The organism is Bacteroidia bacterium (assembly GCA_027493955.1).
In the GTDB taxonomy this organism is placed as follows: domain Bacteria; phylum Bacteroidota; class Ignavibacteria; order SZUA-365; family SZUA-365; genus JAOSJT01.
This window is the reverse complement of record JAOSJT010000001.1, coordinates 1,429,773-1,445,364: the sequence shown is the minus strand read 5'-3', so window position 1 is coordinate 1,445,364 and position 15,592 is coordinate 1,429,773. Positions and strand designations below refer to the sequence as shown.

General features: G+C 57.3%; 11 protein-coding genes. All 11 read right to left on the bottom strand.

Going from position 1 to position 15,592, the window contains the following annotated elements:
- Positions 1 to 9 precede the first annotated feature (9 nt).
- The 11 genes from xerD to M5R41_05700 all read right to left on the bottom strand — a co-directional run bounded on the left by xerD (position 10) and on the right by M5R41_05700 (position 15,584).
- A complete protein-coding gene (gene xerD, locus M5R41_05750; protein MCZ7555889.1) occupies positions 10 to 912 on the bottom strand; it encodes a site-specific tyrosine recombinase XerD in 903 nt (300 codons plus the stop codon).
- A gap of 3 nt (positions 913 to 915) precedes the next feature.
- Positions 916 to 3,249, bottom strand: coding sequence for an HDIG domain-containing protein (locus tag M5R41_05745; protein ID MCZ7555888.1), 2,334 nt, complete (start codon positions 3,247 to 3,249; stop codon positions 916 to 918).
- A 36-nt stretch (positions 3,250 to 3,285) separates the two neighbouring features.
- On the bottom strand, positions 3,286 to 4,161 hold the full coding sequence (locus tag M5R41_05740; GenBank protein ID MCZ7555887.1) for a Cof-type HAD-IIB family hydrolase: 876 nt from the start codon (positions 4,159 to 4,161) through the stop codon (positions 3,286 to 3,288).
- The gene (locus M5R41_05735; GenBank protein MCZ7555886.1) at positions 4,145 to 5,926 is read right to left on the bottom strand and encodes a Na+:solute symporter; all 1,782 of its coding nucleotides are present in this window, start codon (positions 5,924 to 5,926) and stop codon (positions 4,145 to 4,147) included. Before M5R41_05735 ends, M5R41_05740 begins: the two co-directional genes overlap by 17 nt.
- Positions 5,923 to 7,413 (bottom strand): sodium:solute symporter, encoded by a 1,491-nt coding sequence (locus M5R41_05730; protein ID MCZ7555885.1) that lies wholly within the window; start codon positions 7,411 to 7,413, stop codon positions 5,923 to 5,925. Before M5R41_05730 ends, M5R41_05735 begins: the two co-directional genes overlap by 4 nt.
- 57 nt (positions 7,414 to 7,470) lie before the next feature.
- Entirely contained in the window at positions 7,471 to 7,815 is a 345-nt protein-coding gene (locus M5R41_05725; protein MCZ7555884.1) for an STAS domain-containing protein, read from the bottom strand.
- On the bottom strand, positions 7,812 to 9,848 hold the full coding sequence (ligA, locus tag M5R41_05720) for an NAD-dependent DNA ligase LigA (protein ID MCZ7555883.1): 2,037 nt from the start codon (positions 9,846 to 9,848) through the stop codon (positions 7,812 to 7,814). The genes M5R41_05725 and ligA overlap by 4 nt, the downstream gene beginning before the upstream one ends.
- A gap of 5 nt (positions 9,849 to 9,853) precedes the next feature.
- On the bottom strand, positions 9,854 to 11,206 hold the full coding sequence (locus M5R41_05715) for a DUF4115 domain-containing protein (protein MCZ7555882.1): 1,353 nt from the start codon (positions 11,204 to 11,206) through the stop codon (positions 9,854 to 9,856).
- Between the two features lie 307 nt (positions 11,207 to 11,513).
- The gene (locus M5R41_05710) at positions 11,514 to 13,001 is read right to left on the bottom strand and encodes a TolC family protein (GenBank protein ID MCZ7555881.1); all 1,488 of its coding nucleotides are present in this window, start codon (positions 12,999 to 13,001) and stop codon (positions 11,514 to 11,516) included.
- A complete protein-coding gene (locus M5R41_05705; protein ID MCZ7555880.1) occupies positions 12,994 to 14,304 on the bottom strand; it encodes an ABC transporter permease in 1,311 nt (436 codons plus the stop codon). Before M5R41_05705 ends, M5R41_05710 begins: the two co-directional genes overlap by 8 nt.
- Positions 14,301 to 15,584, bottom strand: coding sequence for an efflux RND transporter periplasmic adaptor subunit (locus M5R41_05700; protein MCZ7555879.1), 1,284 nt, complete (start codon positions 15,582 to 15,584; stop codon positions 14,301 to 14,303). The genes M5R41_05705 and M5R41_05700 overlap by 4 nt, the downstream gene beginning before the upstream one ends.
- Between the last annotated feature and the right edge of the window lie 8 nt (positions 15,585 to 15,592).

The window sequence follows — 15,592 nt, the reverse complement described above, 5'->3', positions numbered from 1 at the left end:
GAAATACATTCAGGCGCGTGGATGGTAGGTGGTGTGGACTTCTTTAAGATAGTCACGGTCAATGTGCGTATAGATCTGCGTTGTGCTGATATCGGAGTGCCCGAGCATCTCCTGTACGGATCGTAAATCGGCTCCGCCTTCGAGTAAATGCGTTGCGAAGCTGTGCCTGAACGTGTGCGGGTGCACGTCTGTCGCGATACCTGCGGATAATGCGTACTTCTTTACGAAATTCAATATGGACATCCGTGTCAGCGGACCGCCCCGGTGATTGAGAAAAATGACTGTTGTTGGTTTGTCCCGCCTGCTGAGTCGGGGACGGACATGTGTAATATAGCGCTGTGTCCGCTCAATCGCTTCTCTTCCCACCGGAACGATGCGCTCCTTGCCGCCTTTTCCGAGAATACGTATCAAGGCTTCCGGCAGGAGGAAGTGTTCAAATGCGAGGGAGATGAGCTCGGAGACGCGCATTCCGGTTGCGTACAGCATTTCGAGGAGCGCTTTGTCGCGTGTGCCCAGCGTAGTGGAGGTATCCGGTTGCTCGAGAATGCGCAGCATTTCATCCTGCGTCAGCACCATGGGGAGATGCCTGGTGAGCGCGGGTGTATCTATCAGTTCGGCTGCATTCGTCTGCGCGTAGCCCTCGTCGAGGAGGAAGCGATGGAAATGCCGGATGGTCGAAATCGTGCGCGAGAGGGAAGCTGCGGCAAGACCGGTATCTGCCAGGAGTTTCAGGTAACGCGTCACATCGGTCATGCTGATGTGGCCGGGATTGTCGATCCCGCCCTGATCTGCCATCCATTGTGTATAACGAACGATGTCGCGCATGTAGCCATCGATGGAGTTGGAGGCGAAGCCGCGTTCGAGAGCAATGTAGGTTTTGAATGCCGTAAGAACGGATGCAAACGAGGGCATGGGTCAGAACGAATCGAGTTTTTTCAGACGCTGTTGCAGCGCATCGGCTGTGGATGGGAGGTTAAGGAGCCTCGACGTGCGCTCCGCGATCTTTTTCGCCGCTTTCGCATCTTCCTCGCTCGGATACTTGATGCGTGAATGATGAATGCCGGTCAGGATGTTCAGGAAACTGCTCTTCACGATGGTCAACTCGCGGAACGTCAGATCGCTGTCATTCAACTCACCTTCGGCGAGACGCTTCGCGACGATACGGTCAATAAGATCGCGAATCTTGTCGATGGTCGGTTCCTCGATCGCTCTCGTCGCTGCCTCGATGGTGTCGGCAAGCATCACAATAGCCGTTTCTTTGGAGGATGGACGCGGACCACCGTAGCGGAAATCCGCCTGTGGCGTATCCGGATCTCCGCCGGCACGCTCCTTTTCGTAGAAATAGCTGACGAGCGTGGTGCCGTGGTGTGCGGGGATGAACTCGATGACGCGGTCGGGAATGTTATGTTCTTTCGCCAGCTCGATCCCGCGGAGTACATGGTCCATGATGTGCCGGGCACTGGATTTCGGATCGAGAGAATCGTGCACATTCTGTGTGCCGATCTGATTTTCGACAAAGAATTCGGGCTCCAGCATTTTGCCGATATCGTGGTAATAGGCCCCGACGCGGGCGAGTGTGGCATTGGCGCCGATGGCCGTCGCCGCCGCTTCAGCCAGGGTCCCCATGACGATGCTGTGATGGAACGTCCCGGGAGCGCGGGCCGAGAGATCCCGCAACAGAGGATGATTGAAATCCGAAAGTTCCAGAAGGGTGAGGTCGGTAGTGATTCTGAAGACCTTCTCGAAGAAAATCAGAAGGCCGAAGGTGAACACCGGCGAGAGAATAGAATTCGCCAGAGCATATGCCAGCTCGACGCCGAGTACGTCGGGGGAAATGGAGCGCTGTAAACCATTCACCACTATCGCGAACGCATACCCAAGAAAAATGAACATCAGCGATCGGAAAATTTGCGTTCGGTTCTTGATATCACGCACGGTGTAAATCGCCATGGATCCTGCCAGGATGGACGCAATGATGATCGAGTACTCATTGCCCCGTAAGGCCCCGACGAGAAAACTGATCGTTACTGTGGTATAGAACGCGACGCGGGAATCAAAAATGACCGTGAGCAGCATCGCCGCGGCCGGGACAATGATGAGGTATTGCACCGGGCCGTCAAGCGACAGGGTGAAGGTGAGATAGGACAGGAATGCGATGAGTAAAATGATCGTTGCGATCAGCAGAAGACGCGCATTATCCATGATGATACGCTTTCTGAACAAAGAGATGTATATCACGGGGAGAAACAGAATCGCAATCGTATGTCCCGCACGGCCAAGAAAGAGGAGAAGCTCGTTGGAATCACCCGCACGCTCGGCCTTTGCGAGAACGTAGGAATCCAGTTTGCGCTTGATGTTGGGAGTCACCCGTTCGTGTCTGCTGACAATGCGTTCGTTCGATTTTACGATGTCGTCTGTTCGGGCGACGTTATTGACCGCAGCCTGAATGGCAAACTGTGTCTGCTCATTATTATACAACACGTTGGGTATCAGCGACTTCATGGACAACGCGCTGAGTGCATCCGCGAATACCGTATCCTGCGGAAAACTACTGCGCAGTCGTTGTCGCAAAAACTGTCCGGCTTCATTCCTGTCAAAAAAATCCTTCACGGGCGTACGGAGCTCAGTCGTACTGTCGAGACGGATGGCGAGGACATCGAGGTGAAAGGTGGGCTTTTCCCGGTCGATGTAGCCATTGGAATACATCTGTTCAACGAGCTCGAGAACGATCATCCGTGCTCGCGCGAATTCGGCATCACTGATCCTTCCGTCAAGCAGGGCCAGCCATCGGCGCCACTGTGGGCCGGTCAGTGGTGGCTGAATGCGTTTGGAGGTGCTGCGGGCGAGACTGTCCGCAATCGTATTGTAGTAATTCTGCCTCTGCCGCCGTGGACGGGTGCTAAGAGCAGCGCGCACAGTCCGCTCCAAATGATCGAGATTTCTTTCAATGGAGTCTCTGACGACCGCGCGCACATTCTGGAATCGGTCGAAGCTCCATGGGGTGTTCATGGCGGCTTCGCGTTGCTCTTTCTCCACAATTTTGGGATCCCTGTACACGGCAAAGGCGAACTGCGCGATAAGATCTTCGTCGATCCAGATGTCCCCTTCACGATACTCGTACTGATAGGTCAGTCCTTTCGGGTACAACATCGCGATAACGACAACGAGAAACACAGCGAGCAGGATTTTCACAATCATGCTGTGTTTGAGGAGGTCGAGGAAGCCCTTGGATGGGACGGGTTGTTCCATAGTGGCAAACTGCTCGGTTCGGTTGTTACATTATGCCTAGCCGCGCCCGCGTTGCGCGAGGATGAGGCGCAGAAATTCCGCCACGCCGTCTTCGTCGTTGGAGCGCAGGGTGACGACATCCGCCACCGCTTTCAGCTCGTCGCAACCGTTACGCATGGCGGCGGATACTCCAGTGAATTTACACATTTCAAGGTCATTGGTGTAGTCACCTATCGAAGCGCATTGCTTTGGTTGCAGACCGAGATGATTGAGGACGAATGCAAGCCCCGTCGCTTTGTTCGTATGGGCGTTACGTATTTCGAGGTAAAAACGATCGCTGCCGCTGCCGCTCTGATACATCGTTCGTTGCAGCTTTCGCCCGAAGCGTCGCGAAATGGCGATGGAATAGCGCTGGACGGCGTTGTATTCGCCACTGAGCACGATGAGCACCGCGCGGCTGTACATGGCCGACAGGGATGCGATGCGGAATACCTCATCATGTTTCGTTCGAAGGTAACGCGGGATGGCGGGGTGCTCGTCTTCTACGAAAATGCCGGATTCGGTGAATACAGACACGGAAGCCGCTGCGGTGCCGAGCTGCTGCACCGCTTCGATTTCCTTGCCCAGTTTTTCCGGCAACAGTGACGCTGACAGGGCTCCTTGTTCATTTTGACGTACGAGGCTTCCATTAAGTGAAATGATCGGTGTGTCTATGCCGAGCTGCTCCGCATAGTGCCGCGTGAAACTGTCCGTCCGACCGGAAGCCAACACGATGCGCACACCTGCCTGTACCGCTTCGTTCGCCGCTGCGAGAACCTCCGAACTGATCTCGTTGTCGGACCGCAAGAGGGTTCCGTCGAGATCGCAGGCGATGCAGTTGATACGTTTGAGACGGTTGAGTCGCCGGCTTCGACGGTCAAACAGTGAGATCACGATCAGTCCATGTATCCTGGGTACGTAACAATATCCATAGTGCGACAGCCGAGGCACAGGTCACGAGCAGCCACAAAAGCACTTCTCCACTTCCACCAAACAGGAATGCGCTTACCAGGAAAAGTACGGAATAAATGAGGACGATCCCAAGAAGCCAGGAAAGAAGGCGCGGAGCGATACGTTCACCGGGCACGACGTCGGCATTCCGCAGGGAAATGGGTCCCCATACGCCTCCCGGACGGACGCGACGAAAGAAGCTGCTCAGCACGTCCGCGTCGGTCGGACGGGTGAGTAACGTCACCAGCAGCCAGGAGAATGTGGTGATGCCAACGATGAGAAAGAGCGATGTGGGGAATCCGATGGCCGCCTGTTCCGGCACAAACGCGTTGTGCAATACGATGGCGGTGTACGCAACCGCCGGAGCGATGGTCGCTACGATCTCACTCCAGGCGTTCACGCGCCACCAGTACCACCGCAGCAGCAGGACGAGTCCCAGGCCGGCTCCACATTCGATGATAAACTGCCAGGCAGACGAAATCGAATCAATAAAAAACGTGAGCAGAAGTGACAGCAGCATCAGCAACAGCGTCGTTAGGCGTGACGTACGGACGTAGTGCCGCTCATCGCGCCCGGGCCGTACAAAGCGTCGCCACAGGTCGTGAACCAGGTAGCTTGTGCCCCAATTCAAATGTGTCGCAATCGTTGACATGTACGCGGCGAAAAACGCGGCAACCAGCAATCCTTTCAGGCCGGCGGGGAGGAAGTCGTTCATGGCGTAAATGTAGCCGAGCTTTTTGTCCGCTACTGAAAGATCGGGATAGAGGACGAGGCTCGAAAGCCCGACCAGTATCCATGGCCAGGGGCGCAGGCAGTAATGCGCGACCTGAAAAAAGAGCACGGAGAACACCGCATGCCGTTCGTCCTTGGTGCTCATCATGCGCTGTGCAATGTATCCCCCGCCTCCAGGTTCTGCGCCGGGATACCACGATGCCCACCACTGTATGCCGATGTAGGCGATAAATGCGCCTGCCGACAGTGTCAGCACGCCGGTGACTCCTTCAGTGACCGACCCGATGCGGGGAAGCACATCAAAGGTGTGCGCCGGAAGCGCGGAATGCAGTCCGCCGATACCGCCGACAGCTGGGGATTGCACGACGAGCACCGCCAATACGATGCAGCCGATCATGGCGATACCGAACTGCACGGCGTCAGTGACCGCCACACCCCACAACCCGGACACCGACGAGTACAATGCGGTGAAAAACATGGCCCCACCGACGTAGAAGAGCACATGTTCTTCGGATATTCCGAACATCCCGCGCAGAATTGTTGCCATGGCGACGTTCACCCAACCCATGATCACCGCGTTCATGAACAACCCGAGGTACACCGAGCGGAATCCACGAAGAAAAGCCGCCGGGCGGCCGCTGTAGCGAAGTTCGATTATCTCCAGATCGGTCATGACTCCGGAACGGCGCCATTGCCGCGCAAAAAAGAAAACCGTGAGCATCCCTCCGATGGCCATGTTCCACCAAAGCCAGTTTCCTGCCACTCCGCGTGTGGCCACGAGTTCGGTAACCGCCAACGGCGTATCCGCGGCGAATGTCGTCGCCACCATCGAAAGCCCTGCCAGCCACCATGGAAATTTTCTTCCTCCGAGAAAGAACTCCTCGGTGTTCCGTCCCGCTCGTTTCGCAAAAAACAGACCGGCGGAGACGGAGAGCGCGAAATAGACCGCCATGATAATCCAGTCTACAAGCGTCATGCCTTCGTCTCCTTCGTGCCTGTTCGCTGCATGGAATTGGCGAGCCAGGCTGCCGCAACCGTCGCCGCTGCTCCGGCGGGGGTGTACCAGGTCCATGCGAGCGGCGTCAGCAGGATGATGCAGCCGGAAGCAATGATGCCGGCGATAAAGCCGATCAGGACCGCTGCGCTGCGGTAATGTCCGCGAAGAACGCCGAGAAGGAAAATACCGAGCAGTCCGCCGTACGTATACGAGGCGATGCTGAGCGCGAGCTCTACGACGGTCTGTGCGGTGCCGATGAACAGCGCCGCCGTAAGCAGGAGCAGAATGGCCCAACCGATGGAAAGCAGGCGTGAGACCCGCAATGCGCGGGCGGGGGACAGAGGCTCGCGCAGCAGCGGCAGAACATAATCCATCATGGTTGCCGAACCGAGTGCGCTGATCGAACTCGAGAGTGTGCTCATCGCTGCGGCGAGAATACCGGCGATCACCAGACCGGTCAATCCCGGTGGCAATTGGTGAATTATGAATACCGCGAACACGTCATTCGCATTCATGCCCCCGTCGGGATTGAAGCGCCAGAGCAGCGCGCCGACAAAGAGAAAAAGAAAAAATTGTACGAATACGATAATACCGCTCCATATCATGGCGCGCTTCGCGGGCTCCGGTTTCTGCGCGGCGAGCACACGTTGGACAATGAGCTGATCCGTTCCATGCGACGCCATGGAAAGCACTGCTCCTCCGAACAGCCCGCCAAGGAGTGTGTACGGCGTGGTGAAGATTCCCGTCACGCCGTTCTCCGGCATGAGATCCACCATGGTGAGCTTTCCGGCCTTCACCAATTCGGCGACAATGGCAACCGGATTACCCGGAAGCAAGTGGAAGAGCACGACAATGGATGCGAGCGCGCCGAGAATGTACACAACCCATTGCATGACATCCGCCCAGATCACCGCCCGGATGCCTCCGGCGAACACATAGACAAGCGTCAGTATCGTCAGGAAGGTAAGCGAAATGAGATAGATCATCGTGTCGTTGCCCTCGGGCAGCACCTCGAAATTGTGCAGCAACAGAGCGAGGGGAATCGCCGTTGCATACAACCGTACCCCATCGGCGAAGAGCCTGGTGATCATGAAGACGAAAGACGAAGCCCGGCGCAAACCGCCGCCGAAGCGATGTTCGATCAGCGCATATGCGGTATCGAGCTTGCCGTCGAAGTACCGTGGGATGAATATCCAGGCCACCAGCAGACGGCCCAGGATGTAGCCGCCTGCGAGTTGCAGGAACACCATGGATCCTCCCCACGCCACGCCGGGGAGCGATAGAAAGGTGAGTGCGCTGGTTTCTGTCGCGACGATGGTCAGACACACCGCCCACCACGGTACCGCCTTGTCGCTGAGGAAATAATCGCGGGCGGACGTCTGCCGCCCACCCATGAACATACCGAACGCGGCGACGCCGACGAGATACACGACGATGACAGCTGCATCAAAGTAGGTGAATCCCATGCAGGAAATCCTGATGACTGCGGGAGTTGCTGGCTTGCGGGTCGTTGCCCGCCTGACTCAATCCTCGATAATCAGAGAGCGTGCTTCCTCAACGGACGACACGAGGGGGATGACATCCATGAGCTTCGCGATCTCGAAAAGAGACCGGACCTTCCCGTGTACATCCACCACGATAATTCCGCCATCGCGCTCGCGCAGCGAGCGCTCAGCCAGCAGAATCGCGCTCAAACCGCTGCTGTCGCAAAACGTCACTTCCGAAAGATTGATGATGAGGATGTCGATGTTGGATTGACAGAGAATAAGGAATTCCGCTTTTGCCTCGGCCGAATTCGTGGCGTCAAGCCGGCTTTCGTGCAGATGGAAAATGGAGAGCTTGTCTTCTTTTTCGACGGTGAACTTCATGCTGTGTCCGCAGATGTTTCTGATGCAGTAATGTGTGAAACAAATTCGTCTTCGTCAATGACTCGTATGCCAAGCGCCCGGGCTTTGTCCAGTTTCGAGCCGGCGGCCTCGCCCGCAAGTACGAACGATGTTTTGGCGCTGACGCTTCCTGTCACCTTACCGCCGAACCCCTCGATCAATGCCTTCGCCTCATCGCGCGTATAGCCGATGAGTGTACCGGTGATCACGAAAGTTTTGCCGGAAAAAAAATCATGCGTCCGCACCGTGCGCGCGGTCCCGTGAGACGTGACACCCGCGTCCCGAAGTTTGCGCACGACGGCGAGAGCTTCCGCATCCTCGAAAAAGCTTCTCACGCTTCTCGCAATGCGCGGCCCAACACCATCGGTCGCCTCCAGTTCCTCGATGGTCGCTGAGCCGAGAGCATCGAACGACGGGAAGCGCCCGGCCAGCAGAGCGGCGACTCCCTGCCCTACGAATCGAATACCCAGGGCGTAGAGCACGCGCTCGAATGATCGGGATTTGCTGGACTCGATGCCCTCCAAAAGCTTCTGTACGCTCCTTTTTCCGAAACGTTCGACACGTTCGAGCGTTTCGCGATGCTCGTGTAACCAATAGAGGTCGGCGACTGTGCTGACAAGGCCCTGCCGCACGAGGACGTCCACCACGGCTTCCCCGAGGCCTTCGATGTCCATGGCGGTCCGGGAGGCGAAATGTTCGATGCGGCCCCGAACCTGCGCCGGACAACGCTGATTCTCGCAGAACCATGCCGCCAGACCCTCCGGCCGTCGCAGCGCAGATAAACAGGCGGGACACACACTCGTGAATGCGAACGGTGTGCTGTTCTCCTTTCGTGCGCTGTGATCGGCGGCGGTGACTTTCGGGATGACGTCGCCGCCCTTTTCTATGGTCACCACATCGCCCGGACGGAGATCGAGGTCGCGGATGAAATCCTCATTGTGAAGCGTCGCACGGCTGATGGTGCTTCCCGCGAGAAGTACCGGCTCCAGTTCGGCGACGGGAGTCACCGTCCCCATGCGGCCGACCTGAAAGGTGATATCGCGCAGCACAGTGTTCGCCTGTCGGGATGCGAATTTGAAGGCAATAGCCCAGCGCGGACTTTTCGCCACCGATCCCAGTTCCCGCTGCCCGCGGAGACTGTTGACCTTGACCACGACGCCATCGATCTCATAAGGAAGTTCGTCCCGATGCTCTTCCCAATGGCGCCAGAAAGCGATGACGGCATCGATGTCGGTACACAGCGCGTGATGGGGATTGACCGGAAAACCGCAGTCGCGGAGCCATTGTAACGCACCCGATTGCGTCTCCACGCCCGCGACATCTGCACCGACCGCATAGACGAAGCTGCGGAGATTTCTCCGGCTTACCACCGATGAATCCTGCAGTTTCAGCGTGCCTGCGGCGGAATTCCTCGGATTGGCGAAAAGCTTATCCCCTGCGGCCTCACGCTCTTCGTTGAGCCGGGCGAAATCTTCCTTGTACATCACTACCTCTCCCCGGACCTCAAAGAGGGCAGGGTGATGCTTTCCTCTGACGCGAAGGGGAAGCGCTCGGATGGTTCGCGCATTGGGTGTGATGTCGTCGCCCTGAATACCGTCGCCCCGGGTTGCCGCGCGTTCCAGCACGCCATCGGCGTACCGGAGAGATATGGCGACACCATCGAGCTTCAGTTCGGCGTGGTACTCCACTTCGGCGATGCCGAGGGATTCCGACACGCGCCGGTGAAAATCGCGGATATCTTGTTCGGAATAGGAATTGGCGAGACTGAGCATGGGTGTGTCGTGGGACACGGTCGGAAAGTCTCGGGTGATGCCACCACCGACACGCTGGGTTGGAGAGTCGGAACTCCGCAAGTCCGGATGCTGCTCCTCCAGTGCGACAAGCTCGCGCATCAGGGTGTCATACTGCTCATCGCTGATTTCGGGTTCGGCGAGGATGTAGTATTGGAAATCATGATGCAGGATTTCATCCACAAGAGCGGCGTGTCGGGCGCGCAGGGCTTCGCTTGCGGACATAGGCGTCAGTCTCCGCGAATGCGTGAGCGGGAGAGTACGACGTTCTTCACGACGGTTCCTTCCTCGCCGAGTGTCCCGATCTCACGGCCGTTGAGGAAAAACGTCACCGCACCGGCGTCTCCCAGAGTCACCACAAAATATTCCCGTGCCTTCCAGGTGCGGTGTTCGTTGGAAGAAAGGGAGCCGCGTTCGGTGCGTAGTGTATCCATCTTCACGGAAAACCACACCGGCGTGCTGCTGAAAGCTTCGAGAACAAGACTGTCGTCGCGTGCATGCACGATTGGCCGGGATTCGACGGGTTCAGGCGGGGTGCGCGTATCCAGCGGCAGGGTGTCGGCGGGCAACGCGAGTTCCGTCATGGTGGACTGTGTCGAATCGATAAAGCGTCCGGCCTCGATACTGGCCTTGATGGCGGTGGAATCAATGGCATCCGCTCCGGAGTCGTCGCGGAAGCTGAAGAAGTATATACTGTACGCAGCCACCGCCACCATAGCAATGACGACCAGGCCGACACCGATGATGCGCCGCTCCGGTGTCTTGTCCTCCCCGGGAGGCAGACCACGTCTGGGTTCTTCTATCGGCGGTTTCGTGTCGTACACGCTTTTTCTGGGGGGAGAATCCTTTCGGCGAGGCGCCGTCTCTTCGGGTGCAGTTGCCGTTTTTGCGGTCTCGCTGGTTGGCGGCTGTCCTTCGCGGGTCGGAGTCGCTGCTGCTTTCTTCTCGCCTTCGTCCCGCGTCCCGGCGTCGGAACTTGGCGGAGCACTGCCGGTTGCCGGTACGGCGGTCGGTATCGCGGGTATCGGAGGAGTATCCTTCGCACCGGAATGAATTGCGGGATCGTTGCCGGCAGAGGATGCCCCGGAAGGCACGGGCTGCTTCTCCGATGGCTTCTGTGCGGACGTAGGGGGCGAAGTGCGGATGTCTATCGCCGCGGCACTGTCCGCCTGCACGTAAGGCGATTTGCGAATCTTGGGAATGAACTCATCATCGATCGCTTCGGCAGTACCCTCCACCTCCACGTGAGAAGCGGAGCGGTCGCTCAACGGGATGAACTCGACACTGTCATCCATGCGCGGAAGAAGATTCGAACTGTCAATGGCATCGGGGGGAGGAGGGATCCCGCGGTCGCGCTCGGCAAGCTCGTTGTACAGTGCGATCGTGTCTTCTTCGTCCAAGCCTACGACACGGGCATACTCGCGGACAAACGCGCGCACATACGTCTGCGGAATGGAAGGAAAATCACCGGCCTCGAGAAGCTGAAGATTTTTCCTGCTGATACGCGTACGCTGATGTATGTCGTCGAGTGAAAACCCGGCGGCTTCGCGTGCTCGTACAAGATGTTCGCCGAAGGCCTTCATAAAATGGAGTGCATCCTTTTTTTTCAGTGCGAAACGTCGTTGAAAATTAGGGCGGCACCCTTGGAAAAGCAAGGCGATCTCACAGGGCGTCGCGCGACCGGGAAGGAGCGCACAAGGGTTGTGCCCAACGAGTAAGGGTACGGGCGAACATCGCGTTACCTCAGGCACGGAGTTTGGAGAGCGCATGCTCCCCGCGCACGAAGCATGCAGCGGTGTGCACTGGCTGTGTTCTCAATCATCCGTTCGAACCCATGGATGCGTGAGGAGCCGTAGCCGTTGTTCAGATCCGTCGCCTCGCGTGCTTGCCTCACTCGGGAAGGGTCAGCGTGGTGCGTGCTTTAAAATCGTACCCCGTTCGTCGTGCCAGATCCGCGAGTGCAATATTGTAATCAATGATGGCTTCCAGCGCACTGAGGCGGGCCTGCAGTAGGCGTGTGCGCGCCTGTGCGAGTTCCGTGGAGCCGATGGTTCCCACTTCATAGCGCTTCGTGCTGATATCATTCGCGATCTCCGCAAGCAGGCGGGATTGCTTCAGTACTTCCGCGCGGCGCGCGGAGGACGCGATGCCCGCAAGAAGTTCCTTGATCTCGCGCTCAATAGTGGTTTCCAGATCCTCGGACGCCAGGCGCGCGATGCGCAGCCGCGCCTCGGCCGCCTCGACGTCTCGGGAGTGTTTCCCCCAATCAAAGATGGGGAGTGTAATGGTGAAGGTGGCGCGACGGGTGTCGCGTAAATCGTTATACAGTGTGGAAAGTCGTTGATCGTTGTTGTTCAATCCGTAGCTGAGAAACAGATCACCCCGTATGCTGCGTTGTCCTTCGATCTCGTCCAGCGACAGCTCTCCACGTTCCACGTTATTGTGTGCGCGCTGTAAATCCACCCGGGTGCGTTTCGCCATTCCGATTGCCTCGGCTTCGTCGACGTATACCGTGGTGATTGTCGTATCACTCAGGAGCAGATGCAGAGAATCTTCCAGAGGGACACCGATGAGCTGCTTGAAACTGTTCGCCTGCGCCGCCAGACGATTGTACGCGGAAAGGAGGTCATTTTGCGCAGCCGCCTGATCCACTTCGAATTGCAACGCTTCCACCTCTGCGATGAGGCCGGCGCGGTACTTGCGTTGTCCCGTGGTGAAGGATTCTGTTTCCTGCCGAACACGATCTTCCTGTATCATCACGCGTTCCTGGGCCGCGTAGAGCTGATAGAATCGTTCGGTGACCATGTAGCGCAATTCAAGCGTACTCCGCAAGTAATCGGCCAGCGCCTCCTCGTAATTGATCCGTGCGCGGCGCAGGGCTATGCGCTGAGAATTCGGTACAAACAGTGGCTGCCGGAGCTGTACAGCTAAATCGGTGTAAAAATCCCTGTAAAATGATCCGCCGGGACTGTCGTCCTTCTGGTCCTGTCGGTAGAGCAAGCCCGAGAGGGTTATCGTACTGTTTGTCCAGATAATCGGTTGTGACACGTCCAGCCGGCCCGTCCATTGCAGCATTTCCATGGGGAAAAATTCATATCGACGCGTCTCGATGTTGTATTGCGCATTGAGGGTGCGGCTGTAGGAGGGAACGTCCACGCTGAGGTCCACCGTGCTGTACAGGGCGCGGCGGGCGGCTTCGGCGGCAGCCTCGGAAGCCCGCAATTCTTCGCGTGCCGTGCGCGCGCTAACGCTTTGGTCGAACGCCTGGCGTAGCGCCGCTTCCAGTGTCAGTGTGGTTTGCGCCATGGCGGAGCATGCGAGCAGAATGAGTCCCGCGAAAAAACCTCCCGGGACCAGGAGTCTGAAGGTGTTATTCATAACGAAGTGATTCTATGACATCCTGATCCGCCGCTCTCCGGGCGGGATAAAATCCAAAGACAATCCCGGTAATTACCGCCACACTGAAGGCGAGGAGAATGGACCAGCCGCTGATAATGGTGCGCCAATCCGCATAGGCGGTGATGAGTTCCGTCAGGCCCCAGCCCAGAATAACCCCGAGGAATCCACCAAAAATGGAGAGCATCGAGGCCTCGGCGAGGAACTGCGTGATGATCATCGTGCGCGTCGCTCCAATGGCGCGACGGACACCGATTTCGCGTGTCCGCTCCAGCACACTGGCCAGCATGATATTCATGATACCGATGCCTCCCACGAGCAGTGAAATTCCCGCAATAGCACCCATGACAATATTAAAAATGCTCTGCGTTTTCTGGCTTTGCTCGATGAGCTGCTCGGGGATGGTAACCGTAAAGTCTTCCTTCTGATTGTGGCGCTGTATGAGAAGCCGACGGATAATCACGGCAGCTTCTTCTATGGCTGTTTCGTTTCTGACTTGTACGGCGATCTGGTCAATGGTATTGCGGTCGATGTACTGCTGTTCGCTGGAGCGGAACCGTCGGCGTCGGCCGGAACGCATTGAGGTGCTTTCGACGTCGCGGGGGAATTTCGCCATCGCTGTCGTGATGGGAATGATCGCCGAAACATTTGCTTCGGGAAGAGCGATTCCGCCGGTTGTGGCTTGAGCCTTTTCCTGCATGACACCGATCACGGTAAACCATTGATCCTGCAGTTTCACCATCTGAAACAAGGGATCCTTGAAACCGAACAGCGCCTGGCGCGCTTCGCTGCCGATGATGCAGACATTCGCCGTCTGCCGGAGATGATGTGCGGTGAGGAAGGCACCGCTGCTCAGGCGCACGTTGAAGATGTCCCGATGCGCCGGGGTGGAGCCGATGAGGGTGACGCTTTGCTTTCCCTCATAGGTACGGGCTTCCACCGACGTTTCCCAGTTCACGGTGAGATTTTCGACGAAATCACAGACCTCGCGAATGGCGTCGGCATCCTTGAGCGAAATGCCCAGAGGTCGCGATTGCAGCGCTTCGTCGTCCGCGGCGGCGTCGGGCGGATCCTGAGAGCGTATAATCACGTTGCGTACCCCGAGTACTTCAATTTGCTCCAGGGATTCCTGACGGGCGCCTTCGCCGATGGAGAGCATGGCGATGACCGCACCCACACCGAAGACGATGCCGAGCATGGTCAGGAATGATCGGGTTTTGTGCAGACGCAGACTTTCCAGGGCGATGCGCAACGCTTCGCGATGCTGCAGCAACGGCTCGCTCATCTCCGTCCCCCGGCACCAGCCGCGGCGGGCTTCACCGTCACCGGCTCCTCTTCCTCAACCGCTTCCTCCGCCTCTTTCTCCGGATTGCGCAGCGCGACGCGATCACCCGCCGACAGCCCTTTCCGTACGACCACGAAATTGTCATTTCGCTGATCGAGTTGAACGCGGCGCTTGTCGAAGGAGGAACCGTTACGGACATACACCCAGGTCGTGCCCTCTTCCTCGAACACCGAAATGATCGGTATGGACAACACCTTTTTCACCGTGCCGACGATGATTTTATTTGTCGTGGTGATACCCGGCTTGAGCACTTCGTGACTTGAATCGAGATCCACGACTATGTCGAACACCTTGACGTTTGATCCCTGTCCCTTCTCGCGACCGATCTGTGAGACGCTGCTGATAGTCCCCATGAAACTCCGGTCGGGAAAAGCGTCCGGTATAACCAGGACGCGTTGATCCTTTTTCACCTTGGCGATATCCATTTCGTTGACGCTCACCTCGGTCTGCATCGCGGACAAGTCGGGGAGTGAGATGATCGGCATGCCGGGCCAGGGCTGGTCTCCTGTGGTGATCTTGCGCCCGGTGGACCAGTTGGTCTCGTACACAATCAGTCCGCTTATCGGTGCTTTGATGGTGAGCTGTTCCATCTCCTTCTCGGATACCCCGATATCGGCCCGAATCTGCTGAATGCGGAGCTGGAGATTGCCGAGCTCGGATTTTCTGATGATGCGCCTGTTGTCGAGATTCAGTTTTGCCTGCTCGAATGACATTCTCGCGCGTTCGAATTCTATTTCAGCTTCACGCTTGCGAGCTTCCGGCTCAAATTGCATTTTCTCGCGCTGTATCGTAGCGAGCTGAAAATTGAGATTCGCGGTCTGATACTCTGTTTCGGCCTGGCTTTCCTCGCCCGCTTGCTGCGCCTTGAGTTTCGCAAGATCCGCAAGCGCTGCCTGCAGTTCCGTCTGTTTGTCGGAAATGCGCTTCATCGCGGCAGTAGGGTCAAAACGGACGAGCACCTGATCCACCTGCGCGATGGTCCCCTCCGGGGCTAAGGACACAACCTGCAGATTTCCGCCGGAAAAGATGCGCGGGGCGGTGATGGTAAACGAATTTTTGGAACGCACGGCTCCACTTTCGACGACGTAGATGTTGAAATCGCTCCGCTTGACAGTGTAGGTTGGAACATCGGCTCCTCCGGATGGCCAGAACCACCAACCAAGGAGCGCAATGACGATAACCGCGGAAAGTGAAACAGCGGTGATCTTTTTCTTGTTCATGTTCGTTT

Excerpts from the sequence above, each read along its gene's own strand:
- xerD (MCZ7555889.1), bottom strand. The coding sequence starts at position 912 with ATGCCCTCGTTTGCATCCGTTCTTACGGCATTCAAAACCTACATTGCT.
- M5R41_05745 (MCZ7555888.1), bottom strand. The coding sequence starts at position 3,249 with ATGGAACAACCCGTCCCATCCAAGGGCTTCCTCGACCTCCTCAAACAC.
- M5R41_05735 (MCZ7555886.1), bottom strand. The coding sequence starts at position 5,926 with ATGACGCTTGTAGACTGGATTATCATGGCGGTCTATTTCGCGCTCTCC.
- M5R41_05730 (MCZ7555885.1), bottom strand. The coding sequence starts at position 7,413 with ATGGGATTCACCTACTTTGATGCAGCTGTCATCGTCGTGTATCTCGTC.
- M5R41_05725 (MCZ7555884.1), bottom strand. The coding sequence starts at position 7,815 with ATGAAGTTCACCGTCGAAAAAGAAGACAAGCTCTCCATTTTCCATCTG.
- ligA (MCZ7555883.1), bottom strand. The coding sequence starts at position 9,848 with ATGTCCGCAAGCGAAGCCCTGCGCGCCCGACACGCCGCTCTTGTGGAT.
- M5R41_05715 (MCZ7555882.1), bottom strand. The coding sequence starts at position 11,206 with ATGAAGGCCTTCGGCGAACATCTTGTACGAGCACGCGAAGCCGCCGGG.
- M5R41_05710 (MCZ7555881.1), bottom strand. The coding sequence starts at position 13,001 with ATGAATAACACCTTCAGACTCCTGGTCCCGGGAGGTTTTTTCGCGGGA.
- M5R41_05705 (MCZ7555880.1), bottom strand. The coding sequence starts at position 14,304 with ATGAGCGAGCCGTTGCTGCAGCATCGCGAAGCGTTGCGCATCGCCCTG.
- M5R41_05700 (MCZ7555879.1), bottom strand. The coding sequence starts at position 15,584 with ATGAACAAGAAAAAGATCACCGCTGTTTCACTTTCCGCGGTTATCGTC.